Source organism: Kaistia soli DSM 19436 (assembly GCF_900129325.1).
Lineage (GTDB): Bacteria > Pseudomonadota > Alphaproteobacteria > Rhizobiales > Kaistiaceae > Kaistia > Kaistia soli.
In genome coordinates this window covers 1,162,898-1,187,997 of sequence record NZ_FQUP01000001.1, presented here as the reverse complement: position 1 = coordinate 1,187,997, position 25,100 = coordinate 1,162,898, and the positions used below count along the sequence as shown (strand labels likewise).

The following is a 25,100-nucleotide window of genomic DNA, read 5'->3' as shown; positions in this document are numbered from 1 at the left end:
GCGATGAGCAAGATCGAATGGACCGAAGCGACGTGGAATCCGATCGTCGGCTGCTCCATCGTCTCGCCCGGCTGCACGCACTGCTACGCGATGCGGATGGCTGCGCGCATCGAGGCCATGGGCAACACCGCGCATTACGACGGCACGACGCAATCGAGCAAGGCCGGCGCCGTCTGGACAGGCAAGGTCGCCTTGGCGCCGGATCATATCCTGATCGAGCCGCTGCACCGGAAGAAGCCGACCACCTATTTCGTCAACTCCATGGGCGATCTCTTTCATGAGAGCGTGCCCGATGAGTGGGTCGACCGCATCTTCGCCATCATGGCTCTGGCGCCGCAGCACACGTTTCAGGTGCTGACCAAGCGTTCGGCGCGGATGCGGGCCTATTTCGCGAGCGATGTTGGCGGCCTTGGGCGCCGGGTAGGCATTGATCTCGCTTCAGCCAACATGGTCATGGAGGGGGTGATCCCGCCGTGCCGCGCGATCAGGTTGCCTCTGCCCAATGTCTGGCTTGGCATCTCGGCCGAGGATCAGCGCCGCGCCGATGAGCGCGTTCCGGATCTTCTGGCGACGCCGGCGGCCGTGCGGTTCGTCTCGGCCGAGCCGTTGCTCGGGGGAATCGACTTCACGAGCATTCCCGATGGCGTGGTGGACGGCATCCCGATCGCGTTCAACGCGCTGTCGAGTGTGTACGATGTTGCCCCGCACATCGACTGGATCATCGTCGGCGGCGAGAGCGGCCCCGGCGCGCGGCCGACGCATCCCGATTGGGCGCGGTCGATCCGCGATCAATGCGCCGCGGCCGACGTGCCGTTCTTCTTCAAGCAGTGGGGCGAGTTTCGCATTGTCCCGGCGAAGGATGGATCGGAGACATGGCCTGCACCATGGTTTGGATCGACTCCACCGCGCTCTGGCGATCTCGCCCGAATGACGCGTGTCGGCAAGAAGCGCGCCGGCCGCCTTCTCGACGGCATCGAGCACAACGCAATGCCTAAAATGATGGTGGCAGCATGAGCGGCAGCGTCAACAAGGTCATCCTCGTCGGCCATCTCGGCCGCGATCCCGAGGTGCGCCGCAATCAGGCCGGCGATCCGATTGTCAATCTCAGCCTCGCGACGTCCGAGCGGTGGACCGACAAGGCCACCAGTGAGCGCAAGGAGCGCACCGAGTGGCATCGCATCGTCATCTTCAATGAAGGGCTCGCCAAGGTCGCTGAGCAATATCTGAAGAAGGGATCCTCGGTTTATGTCGAGGGCGAGCTGCGCACCCGCAAATGGACCGATCAGGCCGGCGTCGAGAAATATTCGACCGAGATCGTGCTCGCACGGTTCCGCGGGCAGTTGACCCTGCTCGATCGCAGCGAGCGCGCCCCGACGCCGGATGAACAGAGCTACGGCACGACCCGCTCGGCCGCCAGCCAGCCGGCCCCATCCTCCTACAGCGCGGATCTTGACGATGACATCCCGTTCTAGCGACCGCATCGGCGCGCTCGCCCGCCGCCGCGCCCGCCTGACGGCGGATTATGACAAGGCCCGGCGCCAGCATCGCGGCGCAGGCAAGACGGCCGCCAAGCTGCGCCAGGCGACGCATGCACAGCTCGCGGCCGAGATCAACCTCGCCCGCGCCGCACCGCTGAAGCGCCACCGGACCAGCCGCGCCGCGGCCGAGCCCGATATGTTCCAGGAGGCAGGGGAATGAGCAGCGATATTGCGGCGCCTGATCGTATTGCCGATCTTGAGGACCGGCTTAGGGCGATGACGATAGAGCGAAACGAGTGGGAAAATCGCTATTTCGCGCTCGCCTATGAGCGGATTCCCGCGCGCAACAACACGTCCGAACGCGCGCAGGAACTGCTCGAGGCGAACAACCGCTATCTGCAGCGCGCCCGCGATTCGGAAGACCTCGTCGACGAGATGTTGGCCGCGCTGAAAAGCCTTGGACCAATCCTCGACGAGATCCACGACAAATGGGACCAGGGCATGAAGTCGGGCAACCTGCTGATTGCCCTGCTCGATCCGACGCTCGGATATCGCAGCGACATCAGCGCAATTCACGCCGTCATCGAGAAGGCCAAACAGGCCAAGGCATCCCCATGAGCACGGCCGAGATTGCGAAGGCCGCCCGCGCGCTGCTCGACGCAGTCACATTCGATGACAGCGGATCGAACGGCCGCGGCGGCAATGGAGGCCTGATCTCGCGCGAGACAATGCGCAAGGCCGATGAGCTGCGCCTCGTTCTAGACGCTGCCGACCGACAGGAGAAAGCCCTATGACCGGCCCAGGCGAAATCCTGACGATCGAGGAGGCTGCCGCCCGGTTGCGCATGAGCCGCCGGGCGTTTCAGGATCTCATCCGCGTTCACCCGTTCTATGCGTCCAACGGGCGGCGTAAGCTCTTCTCCGAATCCGATATCGCGTCTCTCTGGGAGGCCATGCGTTGCCCCTCGACATCGTCGCCCGAAAGGGCAGTCCATACTGGTACCTCCGCGGCACCGTCCGAGGCAAAGCTGTATATGAAACTACAGGCACACGCGACCGCGCGGCAGCGGAAGCGATCCGCATCACCACGGAAAAAGACATCCTCGACCGTAGTGTCTATGGAGACCGCGCGGTCGCGACCTTCATAGAGGCCGCCAATGCCTATCTTGATACTGGGCGTTCCATGCGCTTCGTCGGCGAGCGCGACGCGGCGACGGGCAAATGGTCCGGGCTGATCGGACATTTCGGCAGCAAGCGACTCGCGACGATCACGCAGGCCGATCTCGACAACGCCGCCCGCAAGCTGGTGAGTGCCGACGCAAAGCCCGAGACCCGCAATCGTCAGGTTTATACGCCCTTCATCGCCATCTGGCGCGACGCCGCCAAGCGAGGGCTCTGCGATCCGCGCGAATGGATACGGCCGAAAATGACGGCGCCGCCGCGCGATCGATGGGCGACGAAGCAGGAGGTCGAGCGGATGGTCGGCGCCGCCTCGCCGCATTTGGCGCCGCTCGTCACCTTCCTCGCGCTTACCGGCGCCCGCATGGCCGAAGCGCTCGAGCTCGAATGGGCCGATGTCGACCTGTCGGCAGGATGGTGCGTCTTCCGCATCACCAAACGCGGCGAGCCGCGCGGCGTGCCGCTGCATCCATCAGCGATCGTCGCCCTGGCGAATCTCTCGCATCGCGAAGGCCGTGTCTTCCGCACGCATAAGGGCGAACCCTATTACGACGCCGAGCGCCTCGCCGGCGGCCAGACGAAAACCGCATGGCGCGGCATGTGCAAGCGGGCGAAGGTCGTCGGCGTCACGCCGCACACCCTGCGGCATACCTTCTCAACATGGCTCACGGTCGCCGGTGTGAGCGAGCGCGTCCGCGACGAGTTGATGGGCCATGCATCGGCGAGCATAGGTCGCCGCTATGCCCATGTGCCCCGCGAAGAGATGATTTCGGCGGTGCACAAGCTTCCGCACCTCGCGACAAAATCCGTGCATAGTCGCCCGATCGTAAAGCGAAAGAAGAGCATAAACAAAGCCGTAGCATAGACCTACCCGCGGCCTTGGTAAGGGAGAGGTCGAGAGTTCAATCCTCTCTTGCAGCACCATTCTTTTTTAGTCTTCCAAATGCCTCATTGGCGATGATTGCGCTGCTGCTCGGCCACTGCGGCGCAGGATGGACGTTGAGAATGCGCAAGCTGGTTGCGCTGCATCCGTTCACCTCGGCAGAGAGCAAGCAGTTCTAGACTGGAGACTTGCATTGGCGAAGCAAAACAGCGAGCGTTCTGGCAGGAGACAGCGTCTAGGCGGAGGATAACATGCCACGGCTTCTGTTGACGGTCTCGCTGCTCACTCTGATGTCCTTGACCACGGCAAGGGCCGACATCCCACAAGTCAATGCGACCTGTCCGGGTGGGATCGAAGTCCATGCCGATCAGGGTGGCCCGATCTATATCAATGGCAAAGAGGCCAAGCTGAAGGTGTTCAATAAGAACTACTACGAGGCCCGTGGAGGTGGCGTCACAATTTCCCTCGCGATCAATCCAGATGGCTCGCCCGACATTTCTTATACGAGATCGGGCGGAGGCAACGGTGTCTGCCAGTTGGCAAATGGCATGCCCAGCGGCGCTGCGGCGAATGGCGCGTCCACCAGCCCAGCCGCGAGCAGTGCGGCCATCACCCGAGGCAACATGCCTGCGTTCTGCCGCGGCGAGGTATCAAGCATGTACAGCACCAAGCCGAGCTACGTGAAAACCGGCAAGATCGTCAAAGCCAAAAACGGCATCTTCTCAATTGGCGGCACGGTCGACCAAGGCAGCAATGGAATCAAGAAATTCATGTGCCGGTTCGACAAGGGCGGGCGCTTCATCGACGTCATGGCCATGACCAGCGATGGCGAATAGTTAAACGGCTCGTCACCAGCCCATCCCTGCCAGTCAGAGGAAATGCAGGCTGTGGCCTGCGGCCGGTTTCGTGGACGCCCGACTGGAGCGTTTCATGGAGCTGCGGGCAGAAGATGCAACGATGCATGTTCGGGCGTTCGCTCAAGGTCGATGCGGTTCGCCTGATCAACTACCAAGGAATCGGTGCGGCGCAGGCAGCATGGGACAGAGATGTCCAAGGAACGTGCTGGGCGAAATCGATCCGGGGGTCGGCGTCGATCCGACGCGGGAGTTCCCGACCAGGGACAGGCGAAAACGGGGCAGTTCGAGACTGCGTCTCGGCCATTGAACCCGAGTTCGGCGATTTCGCTGCTGGCATCTTGCGGAGCGCAGCGTCCCAACGAAGCTCGCAAATGTGACGGCTTGAGAGGATCGTCCCGAGCCGGGCGGATTCGCTCGAACTTGCACCTCGCGCCTTCACACGGTGCCGTTGCTCTGCCATCGTGCGAATGACCTGCATCGATCCCGGATGAGAAGCTTGGCTTGGACTCCCCCACTGCCGCCCGCGGCTGAATCTCGTCGTCTGGCCGATCTCTCCAGCTACCGGATGCTCGACACGCCCCCTGACGAACGGTTTGACCGGATCACGCGCATCGCGGCGCGGGTCTATGGTGCCGATGTCGCTTTCCTGAGCTTTGTGGATGCCGACCAGCAATGGATGAAGTCCAAGACGTCGGACGCCCTCAGTGATCATATCGAGCGTGACCGCAGCATCTGCACCATGGTCGTCGCGTCCGGCGCTGAAATGGTCATCGAGGATATGCGTCAGGATCCGATGCTCGAGGGCCATCCCGTGGCGCGGGACATCCCCTGGCGCTTTTATGCCGGCGTGCCCCTGCGCGGCGAAGAAGGCAGCGTCATTGGAACGCTGTGCATCTTGCGTGAAGAGCCGGGCGCACCGCCCGCGTTTAACATCGATGTCCTGCGCGATCTCGCCGACATCTCCAGCCACGAACTCACACTCGCGCGCCGGAACACGGAACTGCACCAGCTGTCGAACACCGACGCGCTGACCGGCCTCCCCAACCGGAGGATGTTCGACCAGGAATTTCATCGCAGCTGGCGCCGCGCCCGCCGGACGGGCGTTTCGACGTCGCTTCTGTTGCTCGACCTCGATCATTTCAAGGAGGTCAACGACACGGCGGGGCATCAGGCCGGGGACCAGGTCTTGGCCAAGTTTGGCCGATTCTTGTCCTCCTTCGCCGCAAGGCCGGATGATCTCGCCGCGCGCGTCGGCGGTGAAGAATTCGCGCTGATTCTGGCAGGCTCCGATGAGCCGGGCGCTGCCAAGGTTGCTGATGCGATTATTCGCGCGCTGGACGCTATCGCGTTGCCGCACCCTTTGCGCAAGGTCATCACGACAAGTATCGGATGTGCGACGTTGCGCAGTGACGAAGACCACGTCAACTGGTGGACGCGGGCGGATCGCGCCCTCTATGCGGCCAAGGCGGGTGGCCGGGCCCAGGCGCAATCGCTCTAGCCACCCTGCTCCCCGATCAGTGATCAGCCGGCTTCGGAACCGTCCGGCTTGGGCCTTCCGGGCGCTTGGCCGCGGGGCCGCAAACGGCGGATTTTCGCCGGCTTCCGTCGCCTTTCTGGCATTGGTCGATGCCGATGGTCGGGGGTGGCTGTTCAGGTCGGATGCTACGGCCGTATCGGCCTCATCTGAATGGGGGAGCCCACCGGAAACCGACCCGCCGTTTAGGGGGGGATCGCATCCGGTTTGCCAGCGTTCAACGGATCGAGAAGGCTGGCAAAGTCTGTGCTGATCTAGGGCTGTTCCAATCCTCGGAGCGGCCGATATCGGAACGCACAAGATGATCCGCTTCAATCCCGCGCAGCACGACTATGTGAGCGTTTCGAGTTCCTCGGCGAGGATCTTTCCCCGCGGATCCGGCTTCATCACGGGGCCGGTAATCAGTGTCCGAGCGGATAATCCCGTCAAGGACGCGGCGGCAGACGGATCCTGCGACGATGGGCGGGGCGATTTCATTGCGACCTACCGAGCTGATGCGCCCCCGCGCGCAGCTGTCGCCGCTTCCACGCAGGCGGACACGGTAGTAGCCGACGAAAGCCAAGTCACGCCGGCCGCGCCGGATGATGCCGACGGCTCGGCGCATGCTGGCCTCGCGGCCGCCTCGGACATGTCACTCGATGCCCCCAGGCATTTGTCGTCCGATCAACGGCCTGCATCCGGTGCCGCGGAAGCTCATGCAGGCGCCGGGCATACGCCGCGATCCCGCCAGCGGCTCCTTGCGCCTGACGGACATGATCTCTTCGGGAAAGATCCATCGGCCGGCGCTGGAACGTCATCCAGACCCGCCTGGCTTTCCGAGCTGACCACTTCGCCCAAAGGTCTCTTTTCGCCCGCGTGGTCCTCGGGCGCTGGGGCTGCGATTCTCGCGAGCCATGATAGTTCCTCGGGTCTCGTCGGCGCCGCAATCGCCGACCCTCTGGCTGCGTCGAGCGCGACGACTGCGATCTCCTCCTGGGTGACCACGGAGCCCTCTTCGGCATCCCGTTCGTCGGTACCCACCGCCGGCACCATGACAACGTCGACGGCCCTTTCCACCCCATCAACGGCGAGTGCCGCTGCGGCTTTGGCGCCGGCGGAATCTGCCGTGGCCGTCGACGCCCCAATGACCGCCTCGACCATGGCGGCCGAGCCTTCTGCGACGCTTTTTGCGACAGCGGAGACGGCGGATGTGATCGCAGCCACGACTGCGGACGCCGCCACGGTCGATGGACCGCCGCCGGTCGTGCATGTCAATTCGGTCACGAGCGAGGTCCCGTCTGGGATCGTCGTGCCGGTGACGGGAAGCGATCCTGACGTCATTCAGTCGGAACCGGTGGCGACCGTCCAGACCGGCGCTCCGAACAAGATCACGATCGAGAACGCGAAGCAGGGAACGCCGCGCAGCGAATGGGCTGTCGATGGCGACGGCGACGCCAGTATCCAGGGCTTCGCGACGGAGATCAGCACCAATATCGGCGGCACGGTCGACTTCAAGATAGCCACCGACTCGACGCATTACCGGCTCGATATCTATCGCATGGGCTATTACGGCGGCGACGGCGCCCGCAAGGTCGCGACAGTCGACAAGTCGCTCACCAGCGCCCAGGTACAGCCGCATCCGATCGTCGATATGAGCAAGGGGCTCATCGATGCCGGCAACTGGTCGGTCTCGGCGAGCTGGCAGATCCCGAGCGATGCCGTCTCAGGCGTTTATTTCGCCAAGCTGGTGCGCGAGGACGGCACCGAGGGATCCAGCATTGTGCCGTTCATCGTCCGCGATGACGGCTCGACCAGCGACATCGTCTTCCAGACGTCGGACACCACCTGGCAGGCCTACAACGCCTGGGGCGGCGCGAGCCTCTATTTCGGGGAAGTGCCGGTCGATCCGGCCAATATGATCGGCTATCTGCCGCCGAACTGCAGCTGCGGTATCACCGCCATCGGGCGGGCCACTGCGGTCAGTTACAACAGGCCGATCGTCACCAACACCAGCCCGGTCGGCGGCACACACGACTATGTCTTCGGCGTCGAGCTGTCCGCGATCGAGTGGTTGGAGCAGAACGGCTACGACGTTTCCTACATTTCAGGCGTCGACACTGCGCGCTCCGGCGCGCAGCTTCTCAATCACGACGCGTTCCTCTCGGTTGGCCATGACGAATACTGGTCGGCAGAGCAGCGCTCGAATGTCGAGGCGGCCCGCGATGCCGGCGTCAATCTCGCCTTCTGGGGCGGGAACGACATGTATTGGAAGGTGCGCTGGGAAACGAGCATCGACGGCAGTGGAACGCCGTACCGCACCATGGTCACCTACAAGGACACCTGGGGCACCACCAGCGACCCGACCGGCACCGCGACAGGAACCTGGCGCGATCCGAACAATGCCGCCCCGGGACAAGAGCCCGAGAATGCGCTGATCGGCACGATGTTCCAGGTCGATGCCTATCGTCAGGACGCGATCACGGTTGGGTATGACTATTCGAACCTCCGATTCTGGCGCAACACCGATGTGGCTGATCTGCAGCCGGGCGAGTCGGTCCAGCTTTCGAAGAACATCCTCGGCTATGAATGGAATTCGGATGTCGAGAACGGCTATCGGCCGGCGGGGCTGGTAAACCTCTCGCAGACCACGGTTTCGGTCGACACTTATCTGCGCGACTATGGCAGCAGCATCGGACCGGCCGATGCGACACACAGCCTGACCATGTATCGCGACGACAGTGGTGCGCTGGTGTTCAGTGCCGGCACCGTCTTCTGGTCATGGGGTCTCAATGCTGATCACGAGGGACCCGCCACCGAGACGGATCCGAATGTGCAGCAGGCGATGGTCAACATGTTTGCCGACATGGGCATTCAGCCATCAACGCTCGATGCCAGCCTGGTCCTTGCCACGCAATCGACTGACCATACCAAGCCGACCTCCAGCATCACCTCGCCGAATGTCGGCAGCTCGTTCACCGAGGGGCAGCACGTCACCATCACGGGCACTGCGCAGGACGGTGGCGGCGGCGTGATCGCCGGCGTCGAGATTTCAACTGATGGTGGTGCTCATTGGTTCAAGGCCACTGGGCGAAACAACTGGAGCTACAACTGGGTCGTTCAGGCTAGCGGGACCTATACGATCCTGTCGCGGGCCGTCGATGACAGCCTCAATCTGGAAACCCCTTCCGCCGGCAAGCAGGTTTCGGTCACGCTCCCGAACGAGACGGGTCTGTGGACCATGGCGGCGAAGCCAACCGTGGAAACCGCGCGTGATCGCGATGGCGTGGAACTCGGCGTCCGCTTCCAGACGAAGAACGGCGGCCTTGTCGAAGGCATCCGCTTCTATAAGGGCTTCTACAATACCGGTTCGCATTCGGTCAGTCTCTGGACCGTGGACGGCACACTGCTGGCAACGGGGGTCTCGACCGGAGAATCCCTGTCCGGCTGGCAGACCGTCACGTTCTCCAGTCCCGTCGCGATCGCCGCCGGGACGACCTATGTCGCCTCCTATCACAGCGACGGCTTTTATTCCGTCGACGACGGCTATTTCAACACGACCTATTCCAACGGCCAGGTCACTGTGCAGCCGGGCGGCGGCGTCTACGCCTATGGGGCGACCAGCGCTTTCCCGACGAATGTCCCAACCGACAGCGCGAGCGGCGCCAATTACTGGGTCGATGTGGTTCTTGACGCGGGGCCGAACACGGCGCCGACGGCCACGGACGACACCGGGCTGCTCGTCGAAAAGAACATCGCACGCACGTTTTCGATCGCTGCGCTTCTCGCCAACGACAACGACCCCAATGATGACGCGCTGAAGATCACAACGGTCGGACAGGCTTTGAACGGCACCGTCAGTCTCAACCAGGCGGCCGGCACGATCACGTTCACGCCGACATCGGGCTATTCGGGTACGGGAGGCTTCAGCTACACGATCTCCGACGGGCGCGGCGGCACCAGCCAGGCCAATGTCGGCCTCTCGATCGATGCCGCGCCTGTCAGCGTCTCGGTCTTCCAATCGACCGACGGTCCGAGCGGCGGTTCCGAAACGGGGCAGCCGGTCGAACTCGGCATGAAGTTCGTGTCCTCGACCGATGGCACCATCACCGGCATCAAGTTCTACAAGGCCGCAGGGGACACCGGCAGCCATTCCGGCTCGCTCTGGACCGCTACTGGAACCCGCCTTGCCACCGTCACCTTCGTCAACGAGACGGCGAGCGGCTGGCAGACTGCCGTCCTGTCCAATCCGGTCCAGGTCACGGCGGGGACGACCTATATCGCCTCCTATCACACCACCGGCACCTATGTGGCGACAGGCAACTACTTCTCTACCAGCCGTGGCAATGACACATTGACGGCACCGTCGTCGGCATCTTCCGGCGGAAATGGCCTTTACGCCTATTCCTCGTCCAGTGTTTTCCCGACCAACAGCTACAATGCCAGCAATTACTGGGTCGACGTCGTCTTCAATCATGCGATGGAAAACGTCGCGCCGGTGGCCGTCAATGATAACGGTCTCTCGGCGACACAGGACGTGCCGCGTGTCTTCACCTTTGGTGAGCTGCTTGCCAATGACACCGACGCCAATGGCGATGCGCTGACGATCTCCGCTGTCAGCAACCCGAGCAATGGCACTGTCCAGCTCAATGCGCAGGCCTCGACGATCACCTTCACCCCTGCGGCCGGCTATGCCGGACCGGCGAGCTTCACCTACACCGTCTCGGACGGGCATGGTGGCAGTGCCTCGGCCAACGCATCGATGTTGATCGAGGTACCCAGCACGGCGGTGAGCCTCTTCGAGGCGGGCGATACGCCGGCGGTTGCGTCCGTCAATGACGGCTCCCCGGTTGAGCTCGGCGTCAAGTTCATCGCATCTGGAGCCGGCACCATCACGGGCCTGCGCTACTACAAGAGCGCGCAGGACACGGGAACGCATACGGGATCGCTGTGGTCCAGCAACGGAACGCTTCTTGCCACCGTCACCTTCTCCAATGAGAGCGCAAGCGGCTGGCAGACGGCCACACTCTCGCAGCCGGTCGCGATCGCGGCGGGGTCGACTTATATCGCCAGTTACCAGTCGAACGGCAGCTATGCTGTCACGGCAAACTATTTCTCCAGCAGCCACACCAGCGGACCGCTGACGGCACCTTCGAGCGGCAGCAGCGGGGGCAACGGCGTCTACGCCTATGGATCCGGGAACGAGTTTCCCAATCAGAACTACAATGCGACCAATTATTGGGTCGACGTTGTCTATTCACCGGCGACTGGCAATCTGGCCCCCGTGGCGACCAATGACAGTGGCTTGTCGACGCCAGGCAATACCTCGCTCGTCATTCAGGCCTCGGCCTTGCTCGCCAATGACAGCGACGCCAACGGCGACGCGCTCCACGTGACGGGCGTCAGCAATGCCAGCAACGGCAATGCCGTCTTCAATGCTCAGTCGAATACGATCACGTTCACGCCGACCGATGGTTATTCCGGCACGGCCGGCTTCACCTATTCGATCTCGGATGGCCATAGCGGGACGGCTTCGGCGCAGGTTTCCCTTTCGGTGCTGCCGCAGGGCGGACAAAGCCTGCCCCAGAGCATCTTTACCTCGAACACCACGCCGACCCTTGTCTCGGCGTCAGACACCAATCCGGTCAACCTTGGCATGAAGTTCCAGACCGACGTTGCCGGTTGGATTACCGATATCCGCTTCTACAAAGCCGCCGACAACACCGGCACCCATACCGGCTATCTCTGGACCGCCAGCGGCACTTTGCTCTCATCGGTGACCTTCTCGAACGAGACCGCGAGCGGCTGGCAGCAGGCAACCCTCGATACGCCGGTCGCGGTCAACGCCGACACGACCTATGTGGTCTCCTACAGCACCGATGGTCATTACTCAGCTACGTCGCAAGGCCTTGCCTCGCAGATCGCAAACGGCGACCTCCGTGCTCTCGCCTCCATCCTGTCGGGCGGCAACGGCGTCTATTCCTATGGGTCTTCGGGAGCGTTCCCCACCAGCAGCTACAACGACACCAACTACTATGTGGATGTCGTCTTCCGGCAACAGCTGGCGGCATAGGGGGACAGCATGGCGCTTCCCCTTGCACAGGACCATCGGCTGCCTGTCACGGTCCTCACCGGCTTTCTCGGGTCGGGCAAGACGACCCTCCTGAACCATGTTCTCTGCAACCGCGAGGGCCGCCGCGTCGCGGTGATCGTCAACGACATGAGCGAGGTCAACATTGACGCCGACCTCGTGCGTGATGGTGGCAATCTCTCGCGAACCGAGGAAACGCTGGTCGAACTGTCGAATGGCTGCATCTGCTGCACCCTGCGCGACGACCTCCTCGGCGAGGTTCGCCGCCTGGCCGCCGAGGGCCGGTTTGACTACCTGCTGATCGAGGCGACGGGTATCGCAGAGCCGCTGCCGATTGCCGCCACCTTTTCGTTCCGCGACCAGGCGGGAGCGGCGCTGGCCGACATCGCACGCCTCGACACGATGGTCACGGTGGTGGATGCTGCGAACTTCCTCACGATCTTCGGGAGCCGCGAGCGCCTTGTGGACCGGGGGGAGAGCCGCGACGGCGACGACACGCGCAGCCTGACTGACCTCCTCGTCGAGCAGGTCGAGTTCGCTGACATCGTGGTCGTCAACAAGATCTCCTCGGCGAGCGCTGCCGACCGCCTCGCTGTCCGTCGCATCATCGCGGCGCTCAACGCCGATGCGCGCGTCATCGAAACCGACTTCGGTGATCTGCCGGCTGGTGCCGTGCTTGATACCGGATTGTTCGACGCCGCCAGAGCGGCACGTCATCCCCTCTGGCACAAGGAACTCTTCGGCGCTTCGGACCATGTGCCCGAGACCGAAGAATATGGCATCAGCAGCTTTGTATACCGGGCGCGGCGTCCTTTCGATCCGGCACGCCTTCTCGCCGTCATCGAGACGGATTGGCCGGGCCTGCTGCGCGCCAAGGGGCATTTCTGGCTGGCAACGCGCCCGGATCAGGTCGGGCTTCTCTCGATCGCGGGAACCCAGCGACGGTTCGATTCAAAAGGCTTCTGGTGGGCGACCGTGCCGCGCGCCGCGTGGCCGGCGAGCCCGATCTTTCGTGCCTTGATCGAGCGTCATTGGCGTGCGGGCTGGGGCGATCGTCGGCAGGAGCTTGTCTTCATCGGCGCGGGCCTCGACGAAGCGGCGCTGCGTGCGGCGCTCGACTCCGCCCTTGTCGGTCCGGAAACCGGCTTCGACCCCGCGTCCGCCACCCATCTCATCGATCCGTTCCCACCCTGGCAACTGACCGCGCATGCCTGACTGGCCACCGCGGGCTGTTCCATTTTCTGAGATTCAGCAAAGGAGAGTCCCATGTCTGACGAAATCTATGCCGATGGCGTCGGCGAGATCACGATAACCGGTTCGATCGTACGCATCGACTTCGTGAGTCTTTCGCCCGAAGAGCGAGACCAGAACAACAATCCGAAGGCTGTCTTCCGCCAGCGCGTGATCATGCCTGTCGATGCCTTCGCCAATTCGATGGACCTGCTGCAGAAGGCCCTGAACGGTCTCGTCGAGGCCGGGGCGATCCGCCGGGTCGCCGACATGCCGAAGGCGCCGGTTGCAGAGATCGGCCGTGAGGCTGCCAGCGCCGTCAACGCCTCGCCGAATTTCAACTGACGCGGCAACCCCCGTTCAAGGCAGATCATGGCCGGCACCCCTCATACCGGGCTTCAATGCCTGGCCCTCGTCGCCCGTCACCACGGGGTCGACCTCTCGCCCGAACGTTTGATGCATGATCATTCGCTCGACGGGTCGCCGGTCGCTGCCAGGCAGTTGTTGCGCATGGCAAAGGGCGCGGGCCTTCGCGCGAAGCAGGCCCGGCTGAGCTTCGCGGCTTTGACAAAGCTCGGCGGCGCCTATCCGATCCTGGCGCGGCTCGAGAATGGCAACTGGGTGGTGATCGCGGGGCTCCTGGAGAGCAATGGCGAGACGCTGGTCCGCGTGCTCGATCCCCTCGCGGTCCGGCCCGAAATGCTGCTGCTCGATCAGAGGCGGCTTTCGGGCGTCTGGGACGGGACAGTGATCCTCCTCAAGCGGTCGCACGGGCTGCTCGACGAAGAGCAGCCTTTCGGGTTCCGCTGGTTCATTCCTGAGCTTGTCCGTCAGCGCAAGCTGTTCCGCGATGTGGCACTCGCAGCGCTCGTACTTTATGCGCTCGGACTGGCGACGCCGATCTTCTTCCAGATCGTCATCGACAAGGTTCTGGTGCACCAAAGCTATGCGACGCTGACGGTGCTGACGATCGGCGTCGGCGCGGCCTTGATCTTCGACGCCGCATTCACGTTCCTTCGCCGCTACCTGCTGCTCTACGCCACCAACAAGATCGACATCCGGGTCGCAACGCGGACATTCGGGCATCTGCTTGACCTCCCGATCGCGCTCTTCGAGCAGACCTCTGCCGGCGTTCTCGTCAAGCACATGCAGCAGGTCGGCCGCATCCGCGAGTTCCTGACCGGTCGGCTGTTCCTGACCCTGCTCGACGGGCTTTCCCTGTTCGTCTTCCTGCCAGTCCTGATGCTGTACAGCGTGAAGTTGACCCTGGTCGTGCTCGGCTTCACGGCCTTGGTCGGCCTCGTCGTGATGATGCTGGTCGGTCCGTTCCGCCGCCGCCTGAAGGCCCTGTATGAGGCCGAGGGCGAGCGCCAGGCCCAACTCGTTGAATCGGTGCATGGCATGCGCACCGTCAAGTCCCTGGCGCTCGAGCCGCGTCAACGCCGGGCCTGGGACGATGGGTCGGCCCAGGCCGTGTCGGTCCGCTTCCGCGTCGAGAAGATCTCGACCATTGCGCAGGCCGTTACCGGCCTCCTGGAAAAGCTGATGAGCGTCGCAATCATTGGTCTTGGCGCGCTCGACGTCTTCAATGGAAGCATGACGATCGGCGCGCTGGTCGCGTTCAACATGCTGGCTGGACGCGTCTCCGGCCCGCTGGTCCAGATCGTGACCATGGTGCACGAATACCAGGACGTCGCGCTTTCCGTGCGTATGCTGGGCGAGATCATGAACCAGCGACGCGAGCAGTTCGGGCGGGGACGGGGGCTGCAGCCGCGTCTAGCGGGCCGGGTCGAATTTGCCAACGTCTCCTTCCGCTATGGCACCGAGGGAACGCCGGCGCTCGACGATGTTTCCTTCACGGTTCCGGCCGGATCCGTCTTCGGCATCGTTGGCAAGAGCGGCTCAGGCAAGACAACAGTCACCCGGCTCATCCAGGGCCTCTATGGCATCCAGCAGGGGCTCGTCCGCCTCGATGGGTATGACAGCCGCGAACTCGATCTTGTACATCTCCGCAAGAGCATCGGCGTCGTCCTGCAGGACAGCTTCCTGTTCCGCGGGTCTGTGCGCGATAATATCGCGGCGGCCAAGCCCGACGCGAGCATCGAGGAGATCGCCGAGGCTGCCCGGATCGCCGGCGCCGACGAATTCATCGAGCGTCTGCCGCGCGGTCTCGAAACCATGCTGGAGGAGAACGCCGCGAACCTTTCCGGCGGGCAGAAACAGCGCCTGGCGATCGCTCGTGCGCTGATCACCAATCCGCGGCTGCTCATCCTCGATGAGGCGACGAGCGCGCTCGACCCCGACAGCGAGGCGATCATCCGCCAGAACCTCAGGCGCATCGCCGAGGGACGAACGGTGATCATCGTCTCGCACCGGCTTTCGACTCTGACCGATGCCGACGCCATTCTCGTTATCGAACGCGGCCGCATCGCTGATCTTGGACGCCACGAGGCCCTTGTCGCGCGCTGCCAGATCTACCGGCATCTCTGGTCCCAGCAGACAAGGCAGCTCGCATGAACGCCAATGTCCGATCGACCGAAGGCAGCGAGCCGGTTCCCCCGGAGCGCCGCTCCTCGTTAGTTCCCGTTCCGCTGCATCGCACTGTTATCGCGGAATTCCAGTCCGACGCGCTCGAACTCGAGGAGCGCGATCCGCCCCGCGTCGCACGCATCACACTCTATGGCATCATCGCCCTTCTGGGTTCGACCGCATTATGGGCCTCGCTCGCCTCTGTCGACGAAGTCGTGGTCGCGCCGGGCAAGCTCGTCACCACCAAGCCTACAATCGTCGTCCAGCCTCTTGAAACCTCGATCATTCGCTCGATCGATGTCGCCGTTGGCGAGACCGTTCATGCAGGCCAGACGCTGGCGCGGCTTGACGCGACCTTCAGTCAATCCGATGTCGACCAGCTCGAGGCGAAGTTCAGGGCTTTCGATGCCCAGGTGAAGCGGATGGAAGCAGAGATCCGCGGCGACGACTACGGTCTGGGGGCTGGCAACACGGCCGACGAATTGCTGCAAGTCGAACTTTTCGGCCAGCGGCAGGCCTTTCGGCTGTCGCAATTGCAAAATTTCGACCAGCAGATCGCAGGGCAGGCGGCCGACCTGCAGTCGGGCACGGAGCAGGAGGCGATTCTCGCGGCACGGCGTGAAAACCTGCAGCTGATCGAGACGGCGCGCGACACGCTCTACAAGAAGGAGTTCGGCTCGCTGGTCAATCTGCTCAGCTCGCGCGACGCACGCCTCGATGTCGACGCAAGCATCGCGGCGCTCCACGGCAAACGCGCGCAGGGAACCCATCTTTTGGCGAAGCTGAAGGCCGATCGGCAGGCCTTCATCGACGACTTTCGCCGCACGACCATGGAGAAGCTGGTCGAGGTTCGCAATCAACGCGATACGGTCGATGAGGAGCTCAAGAAGATGAAGCTCCGTCGTAACCTCGTCGCGCTGACCGCGCCGGCTGATGCTGTCGTGCTCGATCTGGCTCAGCGCTCGATCGGCTCTGTGGTGCGTGAGGCTGAGCCGATCGTCACGCTCGTACCGCTCAACGTGCCGTTGGAAGCTGAGGTTTCGGTCAACGCCCGCGACATTGGTCGGATCGAAACCGGTGATGCGGTGCGGGTCAAGTTCGACGCCTATCCGTTTCAGAAATACGGGACGGCAGCCGGATCGATCCGCACGATCAGTCGGGACGCATTTACGCCGAACCAGCAGGAGACGACAGCCAGCCAGTCTGCGTTGCCGTATTTCCGCGCGCGCGTCGCGCTCTCGGACAACAGGCTCAAGGTGGATGGCGTGCCGGTTTCGCTGCTGCCAGGCATGTCGGTCTCGTCGGAAATCAAAGTCGGCCGCCGGACGGTGATGTCCTATCTGCTCTACCCGATCCTTCGCGGGCTTGACAACGCCATTCGCGAGCCCTGATGTCGGTATCGGCCAAAAGGATTAGATCGAAGCAGAGCTGCGGTCATTTAAGCATCCATGAATGACTAATGCGGCCAGCTAAGCTCGCCTTATGGGCGATGCGGTGGTTGAATTTGGTCCATCCTTAAGAAATCTCCCAGGTCTCCGACATACTGCGCGGGTGGCACGTCCCGGCCGGGTGAGGCAGGACGCAATCTGGCAACCGTCCGAGGCTTGTCCTTACCGGTTACCGGCCTGCTGCTGCGAATACACATCCCGCGGATGCTCCCCGTTGGCCGGGACGTAACGGCCCCGCCCAGGGGACTATCCAGTCGACTGGACGACTGTTGCGGCGCAGGAAGACTCTCAGCTTAAGCAGTATAAATTCAATGTCTTCTCGACCGACAAGCGTCGTCGAGAGAATCGACTGGACTTATATGGATGAAAATAATATGCTGCGGTGCAATATGGATGTCGCATGGCATCATTTTGGACCAGTCGTGCTGAAAGTTTCGTATTTAACCAAGGATTGCGGCCAAAGTCGCCCCTCTGGATTCAAGGGATGTGAGTAATTCGTTTGGTGGATAGACGGAGTAATCCTCATGGCCCCACAGCTGTACCGCGATCGAGGTTGATCGATTCATTAAACTGCTATAAGTTGCATTCTGTTAAGCTTTCGAACTCGTCATCCACCGACTGGCTGTTTTTCGACGAGTAGCTGAGGCCACTGGGCAGGGAATTAATCGACACACTAGCAATCGGGTATGTCAAAATGTTGATGAACAGGCATAATTCCGTTCCACATAAAATGAGCCTGATTGAAGCACTGCCGGAAAATGTGATCGATAGTGGTAGAGACGGGAATAATCTGTCCGAAGGGTTCGATATAAAGGACAGTATCGCCATTATCGATGAGAATGCGTTCGCTCGTGATTGTTTGGCGCGCTGTCTCTGCGATATCGAAAGCGACTGCGCCATCCTGACATTTGCTGACGTGGACGAATGGCAGCGGTTTGATCGGGGGGCAGGAAGTTCAATCGTACTCCTTTGTGCAGTTGGACTATCCGCAACCGAGAATGTCCTGCATCGCGATTTGGCGAGGATGAAGATGATCGATCCGCAGGCGCGGTTCGTCATCATGTCGGATAGCGAAAATCCCGATCAGATGTTGGATGCGATCGAGCATGGCGCGAGCGGATATATTCCGAGCAGCATCCATCTTGACGTGGCCGTAAAGGCCATACGTCTGGTCCGCGCGGGAGGGGTGTTCATTCCCGCCAGCGCGCTTCTCAAGAGCCGCACGGCGGCAGATCAGGTCGCATCGCGCAAGGAGGGCGAGCGCTCGCTGTTCACCGCGCGCCAGGCCGAGGTGGTCAAAGCGCTGCGTCGTGGCCAGCCGAACAAGTTGATCGCCTATGAGCTCAACATGGGGGAGTGCACCGTCAAGGTTCACATCCGCAACATCATGAAGAAGCTCAATGCCCGCAATCGGACCGAAGTGGCGTTCATGACCAACGGCATGTTCCTTCCGGAGGGTGACTCGCCGCGATAGATTGGCAAATGGTCGCGACAGGGACGGGACCTTGCCGCGGCCGCCGGACTTTCTTGTTCGGGGCTCTCGACGAGCGCCGCTGTTGATGTCGGGCCTTTTTATGCTGGTCGGATATTGCATGCGATCATCGTTCAGCGGCGCGATGGTCACGGCTCGTCCGGCGGAAACTCGGGATGAAGCCTCGGAAGTATTTGCGCCGTCCTGCCCTGAGGCCGGTATGTTTTGCCGACCGTCGGGCAATAGGCCGAGCGCATCCGCCGACTTCAGCGACCGTCCTTTGGGTTCGGACCTAGAGAAGCGAGGCGACGCCGTCCGCCGGCAGGGGCTCGCCTCGAAAGACCATCTCGGCTGCCTTGAGGCTTCCGGCCTGCAGGCGAATGATCGGCTCCGGGCCGAGGCGGTTCAGGAGGATTCCCATATGACCCTGGCCGGGCTCGGTCAGGGGCCAGACGCGAAGGCTGGCAACGCGCGCCGCGGCGCGGTCGATGTCGCCCCAGAACTGGGCGAGAAGCGCGCCAGGAGCGCGTCGGGCGATCATGTCCATCGAGGCCCGGCCAAGCGGCCGGTCGCGCGGCGTCATCGAAAGCACCACCGCGTCCCAGCTGTCTTCACGCATCGGCGTAATGTCGTTGAAAAGCTCGGCAGTCGCACCGGCTTCCCTGAGCCCCTCGATCAGAAATTCGGCAAATGGGTTGTCGCAGAGCACGGCGATGCGCTTGCCGTCGACGTTCATGTCGCCGTCTCGGAGCAGGCGCACGCAAAGCGGCCCCAGGAACGGAAACACAGCGACGTCGGGGTGGCGCTCGTTGACCGCTGCGATACGGATCCCGTTCTCGCGGCAGGCCGGGAGATCGAAGTCGGTCCCACGGAATTCCCATGCCTCGAACATCAGGGCGATCACGGCCTCACGCGGCAGAAATCGGATGACATCGCGCGTGATCGGCCGAAGACGGCCCGAATTCGTGAGAATACTGCAGCTGTTCAGCGCTGCCGTGGAGACGCCGATCGAAAAGGAAATCCGCGTCTCGACGCCGGCGAGGCGGGCCAAGCGCCGCGTCGCATCGATCGCGTCGCGGGCGCTGCCGTGATGAACGGTGTCGCGGGCGCAGGCATGGACCTCCGCGCCCGCCATGGCGGCGATCACGGCGGTGGCGGCATAGGCGCCCGTCGCCGCCTCTGTGACGACCTGGAGCTTCGAGAGATCGAGATGCAGGATGTCGATGCGGCGCCTCATGCTGTGAAGCATCTCGTCCTCGGTGCCGGGATGCGTTTCGGCGGGTTCCATTGTCATGAGGATTGGGCCGCCCTGAGCGGCGAACTGGCCGACTTTGTGACTGCACCGGCAAGCGTCTCGATGACTTTCAGCTGCTCTTCATTGGTGAGCTGCGGGTAGAGCGGCAGAATGATCGATTGGTCGCGCGCGATTTCGGAGCGACGCAGCGAATGCTGTCTTGGCAGGTCGGAATAGGCGTCTTCCATATGAACGCACATGATGCCGCGCCGCGTTGAGATGCCTTCGTCCAGCATCGCCTGCATGATCGCGCGCTGATCGAGCCAGGGTGCCAGCATCACGCAGTAGCTCTGCCAGTTGGACATGGCCCAATCCGGTTCGTTCGGTGCGACGAGTCCATCCATCCGGGCGATCGCCGCGGTGTAGATCTCGGCCCGCCGCCGCCGTGCGGCGATGATCTGGGGCAGGCGCTTCAACTGCTCACGTCCGACGGCAGCCTGGATGTCCGTCATCCGGTAATTGAAGCCGCGCACCGGATAGGTCTCGAAAAGCACTTTGCGGCTGTCATGACGCACCGTGTCGGAGACTGACATGCCATGCTGGCGCCAGAGGCGGAACAAAGCATCCCATTGCGGATTGCGTGTGGTCAGCATGCCCCCGTCGCCGACGGTCAGGACCTTACGGGGATGGAAGGAGAAGCAGACGATATCGCCCTGGGGCGCGCCGATCGCCTGCCACTCGGAGCCGACGCGGATCTGTGAACCAATCGCACAGGCGGCATCCTCGATTACGGCAAGGCCGTGTGCCCGCGCCACCCGCATGATGGAACGCATGTCGCATGGCATGCCCATCTGGTGCACGCAGAGGATCGCCTTGGTGCGCGGGGTGATCGCCCTTGCGATGAGCTTCGGGTCCATGTTGAAGCCGTCGGGCCCGATATCGATGAAAACGGGCGTGGCGCCGCACTGCCGAACCGCATTGGCGGTCGCGATGAAGGTGTGGCTGACAGTGATAACCTCGTCGCCCTCGCCGACCTCGAGCGCCAGCAGCGCGAGATGAAGCGCCACGGTGCAATTGGCAACCGCGCAGGCGTAGTCGGCGCCGACGAGCGTGGCGAACTCGGCTTCGAAGGCCGCGACCTGCGGCCCTTGCGTCAGCCAGCCCGAAAGGATCGTCCGGCTGGCCGCGTCGGCTTCCTCCTGGCCGAGCAGAGGTTTTGCAATCGGAATCACGATGCCATCTCCTCGACCTGTTGCGCCTTCTTCTCGCCGCGCCACCAGGCGACGAGATCGCTGATTCCCTCCTGTTGACCGACACGAGCGCGGAAACCCAGGGCTTCCTCCGCTGCCTTGGTCGAGGCAAGCCGGCGCGGCACGGGATTGATCGAGCGGGCTTCCTGATGGACAGGCTGCAGGGCGGGGCGCCCCATTGCGACTGCAAAGATCCCGGCGAGTTCGAGCAGCGAGGTCTCCGTGCCCGAGCCGACATTGAAGACGGCGTCGGTGGCCGGCGCGGTAGCGGCAAGAATGTTGGCGCGCGCCACGTCGGTGACGTGGATCATGTCCATGGTCTGCAGGCCGTCGCCGAAGATCAGCGGCGGCTCTCCGGCCTCAATCCGCTCCATCCAGCGCACCATCACCTCGGTGTAGCGGCCGTGGATGTCCATGCGCGGGCCGTAGACGTTGAAATACCGCAGCGCGACATAATCGAGTCCGTACATGTCGTTGAACGAACGCAGCAGACCCTCGCCGAAAGACTTCGCCGCGCCGTAAAGCGTCCGGTTCGCGTACGGATGGTCGCTCTCCGTCGTCGGGAAATGCGCTGCCATGCCGTAGATCGACGCCGAGGAGGCCATGACGACCTTGCGAACGTTGCACTCGGTGCAGAGGCGCAGCAGACGATATGTGGCATCCACCATGACCTGCATCGCCTCGTCGGGCTCGGCGGCGCAATGCGTGATGCGCAATGCCGCCTGATGGAACACCGTGTCGGTGTTCGCGACGAGCCTCTCCATCAAGGCGGTATCGCGGATGTCGCCTTCGATGATCTCAACCCGGCTGGATTTGAGCGCCCCGGCAAGATTGGCGGCCCGACCTCGGATCATATTGTCGATGACGACAATCTCACGGCAGCCGGCCGTCACCAGTTGATCGACGATATGGGACCCGATGAATCCGGCGCCGCCGGTCACCAGGACGCGCGCCCCGTTCAGCATGTTCACGAGTGCCTCCTCAAGGGTTCAGGCGGTCTGGACGATGTCCTGCAGCGTCGCGTCGTTGACGACATCGACGATGAAGGCGACCTGGTCGTCCGATAGTTCGGGAAAGAGCGGCAGAGACAGCGACCGGCGCGCCAGCGCCTCGGCGACAGGAAAATCGCCAGCCCTGTAGCCGAGCTGCGCATAGGCCGGCTGGAGATGAACGGGCACGGGATAGTGAATGCCCGTCGCGATGCCGGCATCGTTGAGGGTCGCCCGCAAGTCGCCGCGCTCCTCGGACTGGACCGCATAGACATGGCAGGAATGATCAAGACCGATCGGCCCGGCCGGGAGGCCCAGCCGTCCGCGAAGATGATCGTTGTAGATGTTGGCGATCCGCCGTCGCTGGCTGTTCCAGCGATCAAGATGGGGCAGCTTCACGTCGAGGACGGCACCCTGGACCGTGTCCATCCGGAAGTTGAAGCCATGGCGGACATGGTTGTACTTGCCCTCCTGGCCCCAGTCGCGCAACGAGCGGATGGTGGCCGCAAAGTCGGCCCGGTTGGTGGTGACGATGCCGCCTTCGCCGCAACCGCCAAGATTCTTGCCGGGATAGAAGCTGAAGCAGCCGATGTCCCCGAAGGCGCCGGCGCGTGTGCCGTCTCGCTCGGCTCCGTGCGCCTGGGCGGCGTCTTCGATCACTATGAGGCCGAGAAGACGGGCCATGGCGCAGATGGATGCCATGTCGGCCAGCCGGCCGTGCAGATGCACCGGCATGATCGCCTTGGTCCGGCTGGTCACCTTGTCGGCGATGAGCTCGGGCGACATGGTCCAGGTGATCGGATCGATGTCGACGAACACAGGCGTTGCGCCGGTATAGACGATCGCCGCGGTGGTCGCGACGAAGGTCGCCGGCACGGTGATCACCTCGTCGCCCGGACCGATGCCGGCGGCGAGGAGCGCTAGGTGAAGAGCCGACGTGCCGGAGTTGACCGCCACGGCGTGGTCCGTGCCGCAATAGGCGGCGAAATTGTTCTCGAAGCGCTCGACGCGCTCGCCAAGGACGAAGGTGCCGTCGCGCATGGTCGCGATCACGGCCGCCTCGAGCTGAGGGCCGATCGAGGCATATTGCGCGCGAAGATCAAGGAAAGGAATCATGATGCACGCCTCAGATCAACGAGTTCCATGGGCTGACCGCGCAGCGCGGCCGATCGGGTCGCTGCCGCCAGCATCTCGACGACGCGCAGTCCGCTCTCGCCATCCGAGGGGGGCCGCTCCGCGCTCTCGATGCTGTGCACGAACTGCTCGATTTCCGTGATCAGCGCTTCCTTGGTCGAGATCTGGGGCGCCCACATCTCACCCATCCGATAGGAAACCCGCCGCTCGCGATCGTCATCTTGGCCTTCGGCAAGATCGACGCCGCGATCATAAACCTTGATCTTCTCGCTGTTCTGCATGTCGTCATAGATGATCATGCGCTGGCGGCCGCTGATCAGCGTCTGCCTGATCTTGACCGGCGACATCCAGTTGACGTTGAGATGGGCCATGGCGCCGTCGTCGAAATAGATGGAAAGATGCGCCATCGTCTCGGGGCTGTTGGGCAGGAACGCTGCGGCGCTTGCGGAGATGGCAACCGGGCGTGCCTCGATGAGGAAATCGAGGATCGCGAAGTCATGCACCGCAAGGTCCCAGATGACGCTGACGTCTTTCTGGAGAAGGCCGAGATTGACCCGCGTCGCATCATAGCAATAGACGTCGCCGATCGAGCCGTCGGTGATGAGGTCTTTGATCTTCCGGACCGCGCCTGTGTAGATGAAGGTGTGATCGACCATCAGGACGAGCGATCGGCGTGCCGCCTCCTCGACCAGCAGCGATGCCTTGAAGACGTTGTCGGTGATCGGCTTTTCGACGAGGACATGCTTGCCAGCGCGAAGCGCAGCGAGCGCCATGTCGAAATGCGTGCTGACCGGCGTCGAGATCACGACGGCGTCGATCGCGGGATCCGCGATGAGGTCGCGCCAGTCGGTGAGCAGGCGCGCCGATGGATGACGGCGCCCGGCACGTTCGAGCGCCGCTGGCGACATGTCAGCGATCGCGCTAAGCGCGGCCGCGTCGACTTCGGCGATCGCCCGGGCAAGGTTGGGCCCCCAATAGCCGTATCCGATGAGACCTATGCCTGGCATGGTTCGTCCACCTTGGCTGCGGAATGACCGCCATTCGTGTTTCGCAAGCTGTTGGGATGAGGGGCGTCCGGGCTTCCGGACCGCACATCGCCGATGATGCGCGCAGGGACGCCGGCGACGATGGCGAAGTCCGGCACATCTCGTGTCACCACGGCTCCGGCCCCGACCAGGGCATTGGCCCCGATGGTGACACCACACACGATGGTGGAATTCGAGCCGAGCGACGCGCCGCGCTTCACCAGTGTCGGCGTACACTCCCAGTCGCCGTCCCGCTGCAGCGAACCATCCGGATTCGTCGAGCGCGGGTAGAGGCCATTGGTGAACATGACGCCATGCGCCACCATCACCTCGTCCTCGATCGTGACACCTTCGCAGATGAAGGAGTGTGATGATATCTTGCAGCGACGGCCGATCTTGCTGCCCTTCTGGATTTCGACGAAGGGGCCGACCCGTGACCCGGCGCCGATTTGGCAGCCATAGATGTTGACGAGATCTGGATAAGAAATAACGACGTCGTCTGCGATAGAGCTTGAATTGATCGGCATCGTTGAGCGGCCCTCGAGTCGTGAGATGTTGTTGCCGTTGCTATTGAACATCTTTGAGATAGCCGGTTTCCGGGTCGCTGAAACCCGACCAAAATGGGCATTGCCCGATGGGGCGTTGCCTACTTCCTAAGGTGGATGGGGGTTAGAGACGGACATCCATCCGGCCAAAGGGATCATCTGCCGTTTGAGAATGCGCAAAGCGCCTCGGCCCATGTGGGAACATGGTCTCGGCTGCCAAAGATCCGATGCACGAATGTGAAGGCCGC

At 62.9% G+C, this 25,100-nt stretch carries 20 protein-coding genes and 1 pseudogene; 15 read left to right on the top strand and 6 right to left on the bottom strand.

Going from position 1 to position 25,100, the window contains the following annotated elements; all coding sequences use genetic code 11:
* Positions 1 to 3 precede the first annotated feature (3 nt).
* The 15 genes and pseudogenes from BUB39_RS05695 to BUB39_RS05625 all read left to right on the top strand — a co-directional run bounded on the left by BUB39_RS05695 (position 4) and on the right by BUB39_RS05625 (position 18,678).
* Positions 4 to 1,014, top strand: a complete 1,011-nt coding sequence (locus BUB39_RS05695) for a phage Gp37/Gp68 family protein (RefSeq protein WP_073051969.1) — start codon at positions 4 to 6, stop codon at positions 1,012 to 1,014.
* Positions 1,011 to 1,472 (top strand): single-stranded DNA-binding protein, encoded by a 462-nt coding sequence (gene ssb / locus BUB39_RS05690; protein WP_073051968.1) that lies wholly within the window; start codon positions 1,011 to 1,013, stop codon positions 1,470 to 1,472. Before BUB39_RS05695 ends, ssb begins: the two co-directional genes overlap by 4 nt.
* Positions 1,456 to 1,698, top strand: coding sequence for a hypothetical protein (locus tag BUB39_RS05685; RefSeq protein WP_073051967.1), 243 nt, complete (start codon positions 1,456 to 1,458; stop codon positions 1,696 to 1,698). The genes ssb and BUB39_RS05685 overlap by 17 nt, the downstream gene beginning before the upstream one ends.
* Positions 1,695 to 2,096 carry a hypothetical protein gene (locus BUB39_RS05680; protein WP_073051966.1) on the top strand — a complete coding sequence of 134 codons (402 nt, stop codon included), beginning with the start codon at positions 1,695 to 1,697 and terminating at the stop codon, positions 2,094 to 2,096. Before BUB39_RS05685 ends, BUB39_RS05680 begins: the two co-directional genes overlap by 4 nt.
* Positions 2,093 to 2,272: a hypothetical protein gene (locus BUB39_RS05675; RefSeq protein ID WP_073051965.1), complete on the top strand. Its 180-nt coding sequence runs from the start codon at positions 2,093 to 2,095 to the stop codon at positions 2,270 to 2,272. The genes BUB39_RS05680 and BUB39_RS05675 overlap by 4 nt, the downstream gene beginning before the upstream one ends.
* Positions 2,269 to 2,418, top strand: a pseudogene (locus tag BUB39_RS25970) (helix-turn-helix domain-containing protein); the annotation flags it as partial. The gene BUB39_RS05675 and the pseudogene BUB39_RS25970, both read left to right, overlap by 4 nt.
* A 17-nt stretch (positions 2,419 to 2,435) precedes the next feature.
* Complete coding sequence (locus BUB39_RS05665) at positions 2,436 to 3,521, top strand: tyrosine-type recombinase/integrase (RefSeq protein ID WP_073051963.1); 1,086 nt, start codon at positions 2,436 to 2,438, stop codon at positions 3,519 to 3,521.
* A gap of 269 nt (positions 3,522 to 3,790) precedes the next feature.
* Positions 3,791 to 4,375 carry a hypothetical protein gene (locus BUB39_RS25695; protein WP_244540157.1) on the top strand — a complete coding sequence of 195 codons (585 nt, stop codon included), beginning with the start codon at positions 3,791 to 3,793 and terminating at the stop codon, positions 4,373 to 4,375.
* Between the two features lie 586 nt (positions 4,376 to 4,961).
* Positions 4,962 to 5,894: a sensor domain-containing diguanylate cyclase gene (locus BUB39_RS05655; protein WP_175561744.1), complete on the top strand. Its 933-nt coding sequence runs from the start codon at positions 4,962 to 4,964 to the stop codon at positions 5,892 to 5,894.
* A 1,066-nt stretch (positions 5,895 to 6,960) separates the two neighbouring features.
* Positions 6,961 to 11,979 carry a DUF4082 domain-containing protein gene (locus BUB39_RS05650; RefSeq protein WP_425292890.1) on the top strand — a complete coding sequence of 1,673 codons (5,019 nt, stop codon included), beginning with the start codon at positions 6,961 to 6,963 and terminating at the stop codon, positions 11,977 to 11,979.
* A 9-nt stretch (positions 11,980 to 11,988) separates the two neighbouring features.
* Positions 11,989 to 13,212: a GTP-binding protein gene (locus BUB39_RS05645; RefSeq protein ID WP_073051961.1), complete on the top strand. Its 1,224-nt coding sequence runs from the start codon at positions 11,989 to 11,991 to the stop codon at positions 13,210 to 13,212.
* A 51-nt stretch (positions 13,213 to 13,263) separates the two neighbouring features.
* The gene (locus BUB39_RS05640) at positions 13,264 to 13,572 is read left to right on the top strand and encodes a hypothetical protein (RefSeq protein ID WP_073051960.1); all 309 of its coding nucleotides are present in this window, start codon (positions 13,264 to 13,266) and stop codon (positions 13,570 to 13,572) included.
* A 27-nt stretch (positions 13,573 to 13,599) separates the two neighbouring features.
* A complete protein-coding gene (locus tag BUB39_RS05635; RefSeq protein WP_073051959.1) occupies positions 13,600 to 15,744 on the top strand; it encodes a peptidase domain-containing ABC transporter in 2,145 nt (714 codons plus the stop codon).
* Complete coding sequence (locus BUB39_RS05630; RefSeq protein WP_073051958.1) at positions 15,741 to 17,147, top strand: HlyD family type I secretion periplasmic adaptor subunit; 1,407 nt, start codon at positions 15,741 to 15,743, stop codon at positions 17,145 to 17,147. Before BUB39_RS05635 ends, BUB39_RS05630 begins: the two co-directional genes overlap by 4 nt.
* A 787-nt stretch (positions 17,148 to 17,934) precedes the next feature.
* Complete coding sequence (locus tag BUB39_RS05625) at positions 17,935 to 18,678, top strand: response regulator transcription factor (RefSeq protein WP_175561742.1); 744 nt, start codon at positions 17,935 to 17,937, stop codon at positions 18,676 to 18,678.
* Between the two features lie 289 nt (positions 18,679 to 18,967).
* Here BUB39_RS05625 and BUB39_RS05620 read toward each other — a convergent pair whose 3' ends face one another.
* Genes BUB39_RS05620 through BUB39_RS05595 form a run of 6 tightly spaced genes read right to left on the bottom strand, consistent with a single transcriptional unit; the run spans position 18,968 to position 24,834 of the window.
* On the bottom strand, positions 18,968 to 19,969 hold the full coding sequence (locus tag BUB39_RS05620) for a hypothetical protein (protein WP_244540155.1): 1,002 nt from the start codon (positions 19,967 to 19,969) through the stop codon (positions 18,968 to 18,970).
* Positions 19,966 to 21,141 carry a DegT/DnrJ/EryC1/StrS family aminotransferase gene (locus BUB39_RS05615; protein WP_073051956.1) on the bottom strand — a complete coding sequence of 392 codons (1,176 nt, stop codon included), beginning with the start codon at positions 21,139 to 21,141 and terminating at the stop codon, positions 19,966 to 19,968. Before BUB39_RS05615 ends, BUB39_RS05620 begins: the two co-directional genes overlap by 4 nt.
* The gene (locus tag BUB39_RS05610; RefSeq protein ID WP_073052809.1) at positions 21,138 to 22,124 is read right to left on the bottom strand and encodes an SDR family NAD(P)-dependent oxidoreductase; all 987 of its coding nucleotides are present in this window, start codon (positions 22,122 to 22,124) and stop codon (positions 21,138 to 21,140) included. Before BUB39_RS05610 ends, BUB39_RS05615 begins: the two co-directional genes overlap by 4 nt.
* A gap of 24 nt (positions 22,125 to 22,148) precedes the next feature.
* Positions 22,149 to 23,264, bottom strand: coding sequence for a DegT/DnrJ/EryC1/StrS family aminotransferase (locus BUB39_RS05605; RefSeq protein WP_073051955.1), 1,116 nt, complete (start codon positions 23,262 to 23,264; stop codon positions 22,149 to 22,151).
* A complete protein-coding gene (locus BUB39_RS05600; protein ID WP_073051954.1) occupies positions 23,261 to 24,289 on the bottom strand; it encodes a Gfo/Idh/MocA family protein in 1,029 nt (342 codons plus the stop codon). The genes BUB39_RS05605 and BUB39_RS05600 overlap by 4 nt, the downstream gene beginning before the upstream one ends.
* Positions 24,277 to 24,834, bottom strand: a complete 558-nt coding sequence (locus BUB39_RS05595) for an acyltransferase (RefSeq protein WP_073052808.1) — start codon at positions 24,832 to 24,834, stop codon at positions 24,277 to 24,279. Before BUB39_RS05595 ends, BUB39_RS05600 begins: the two co-directional genes overlap by 13 nt.
* Positions 24,835 to 25,100 lie beyond the last annotated feature (266 nt).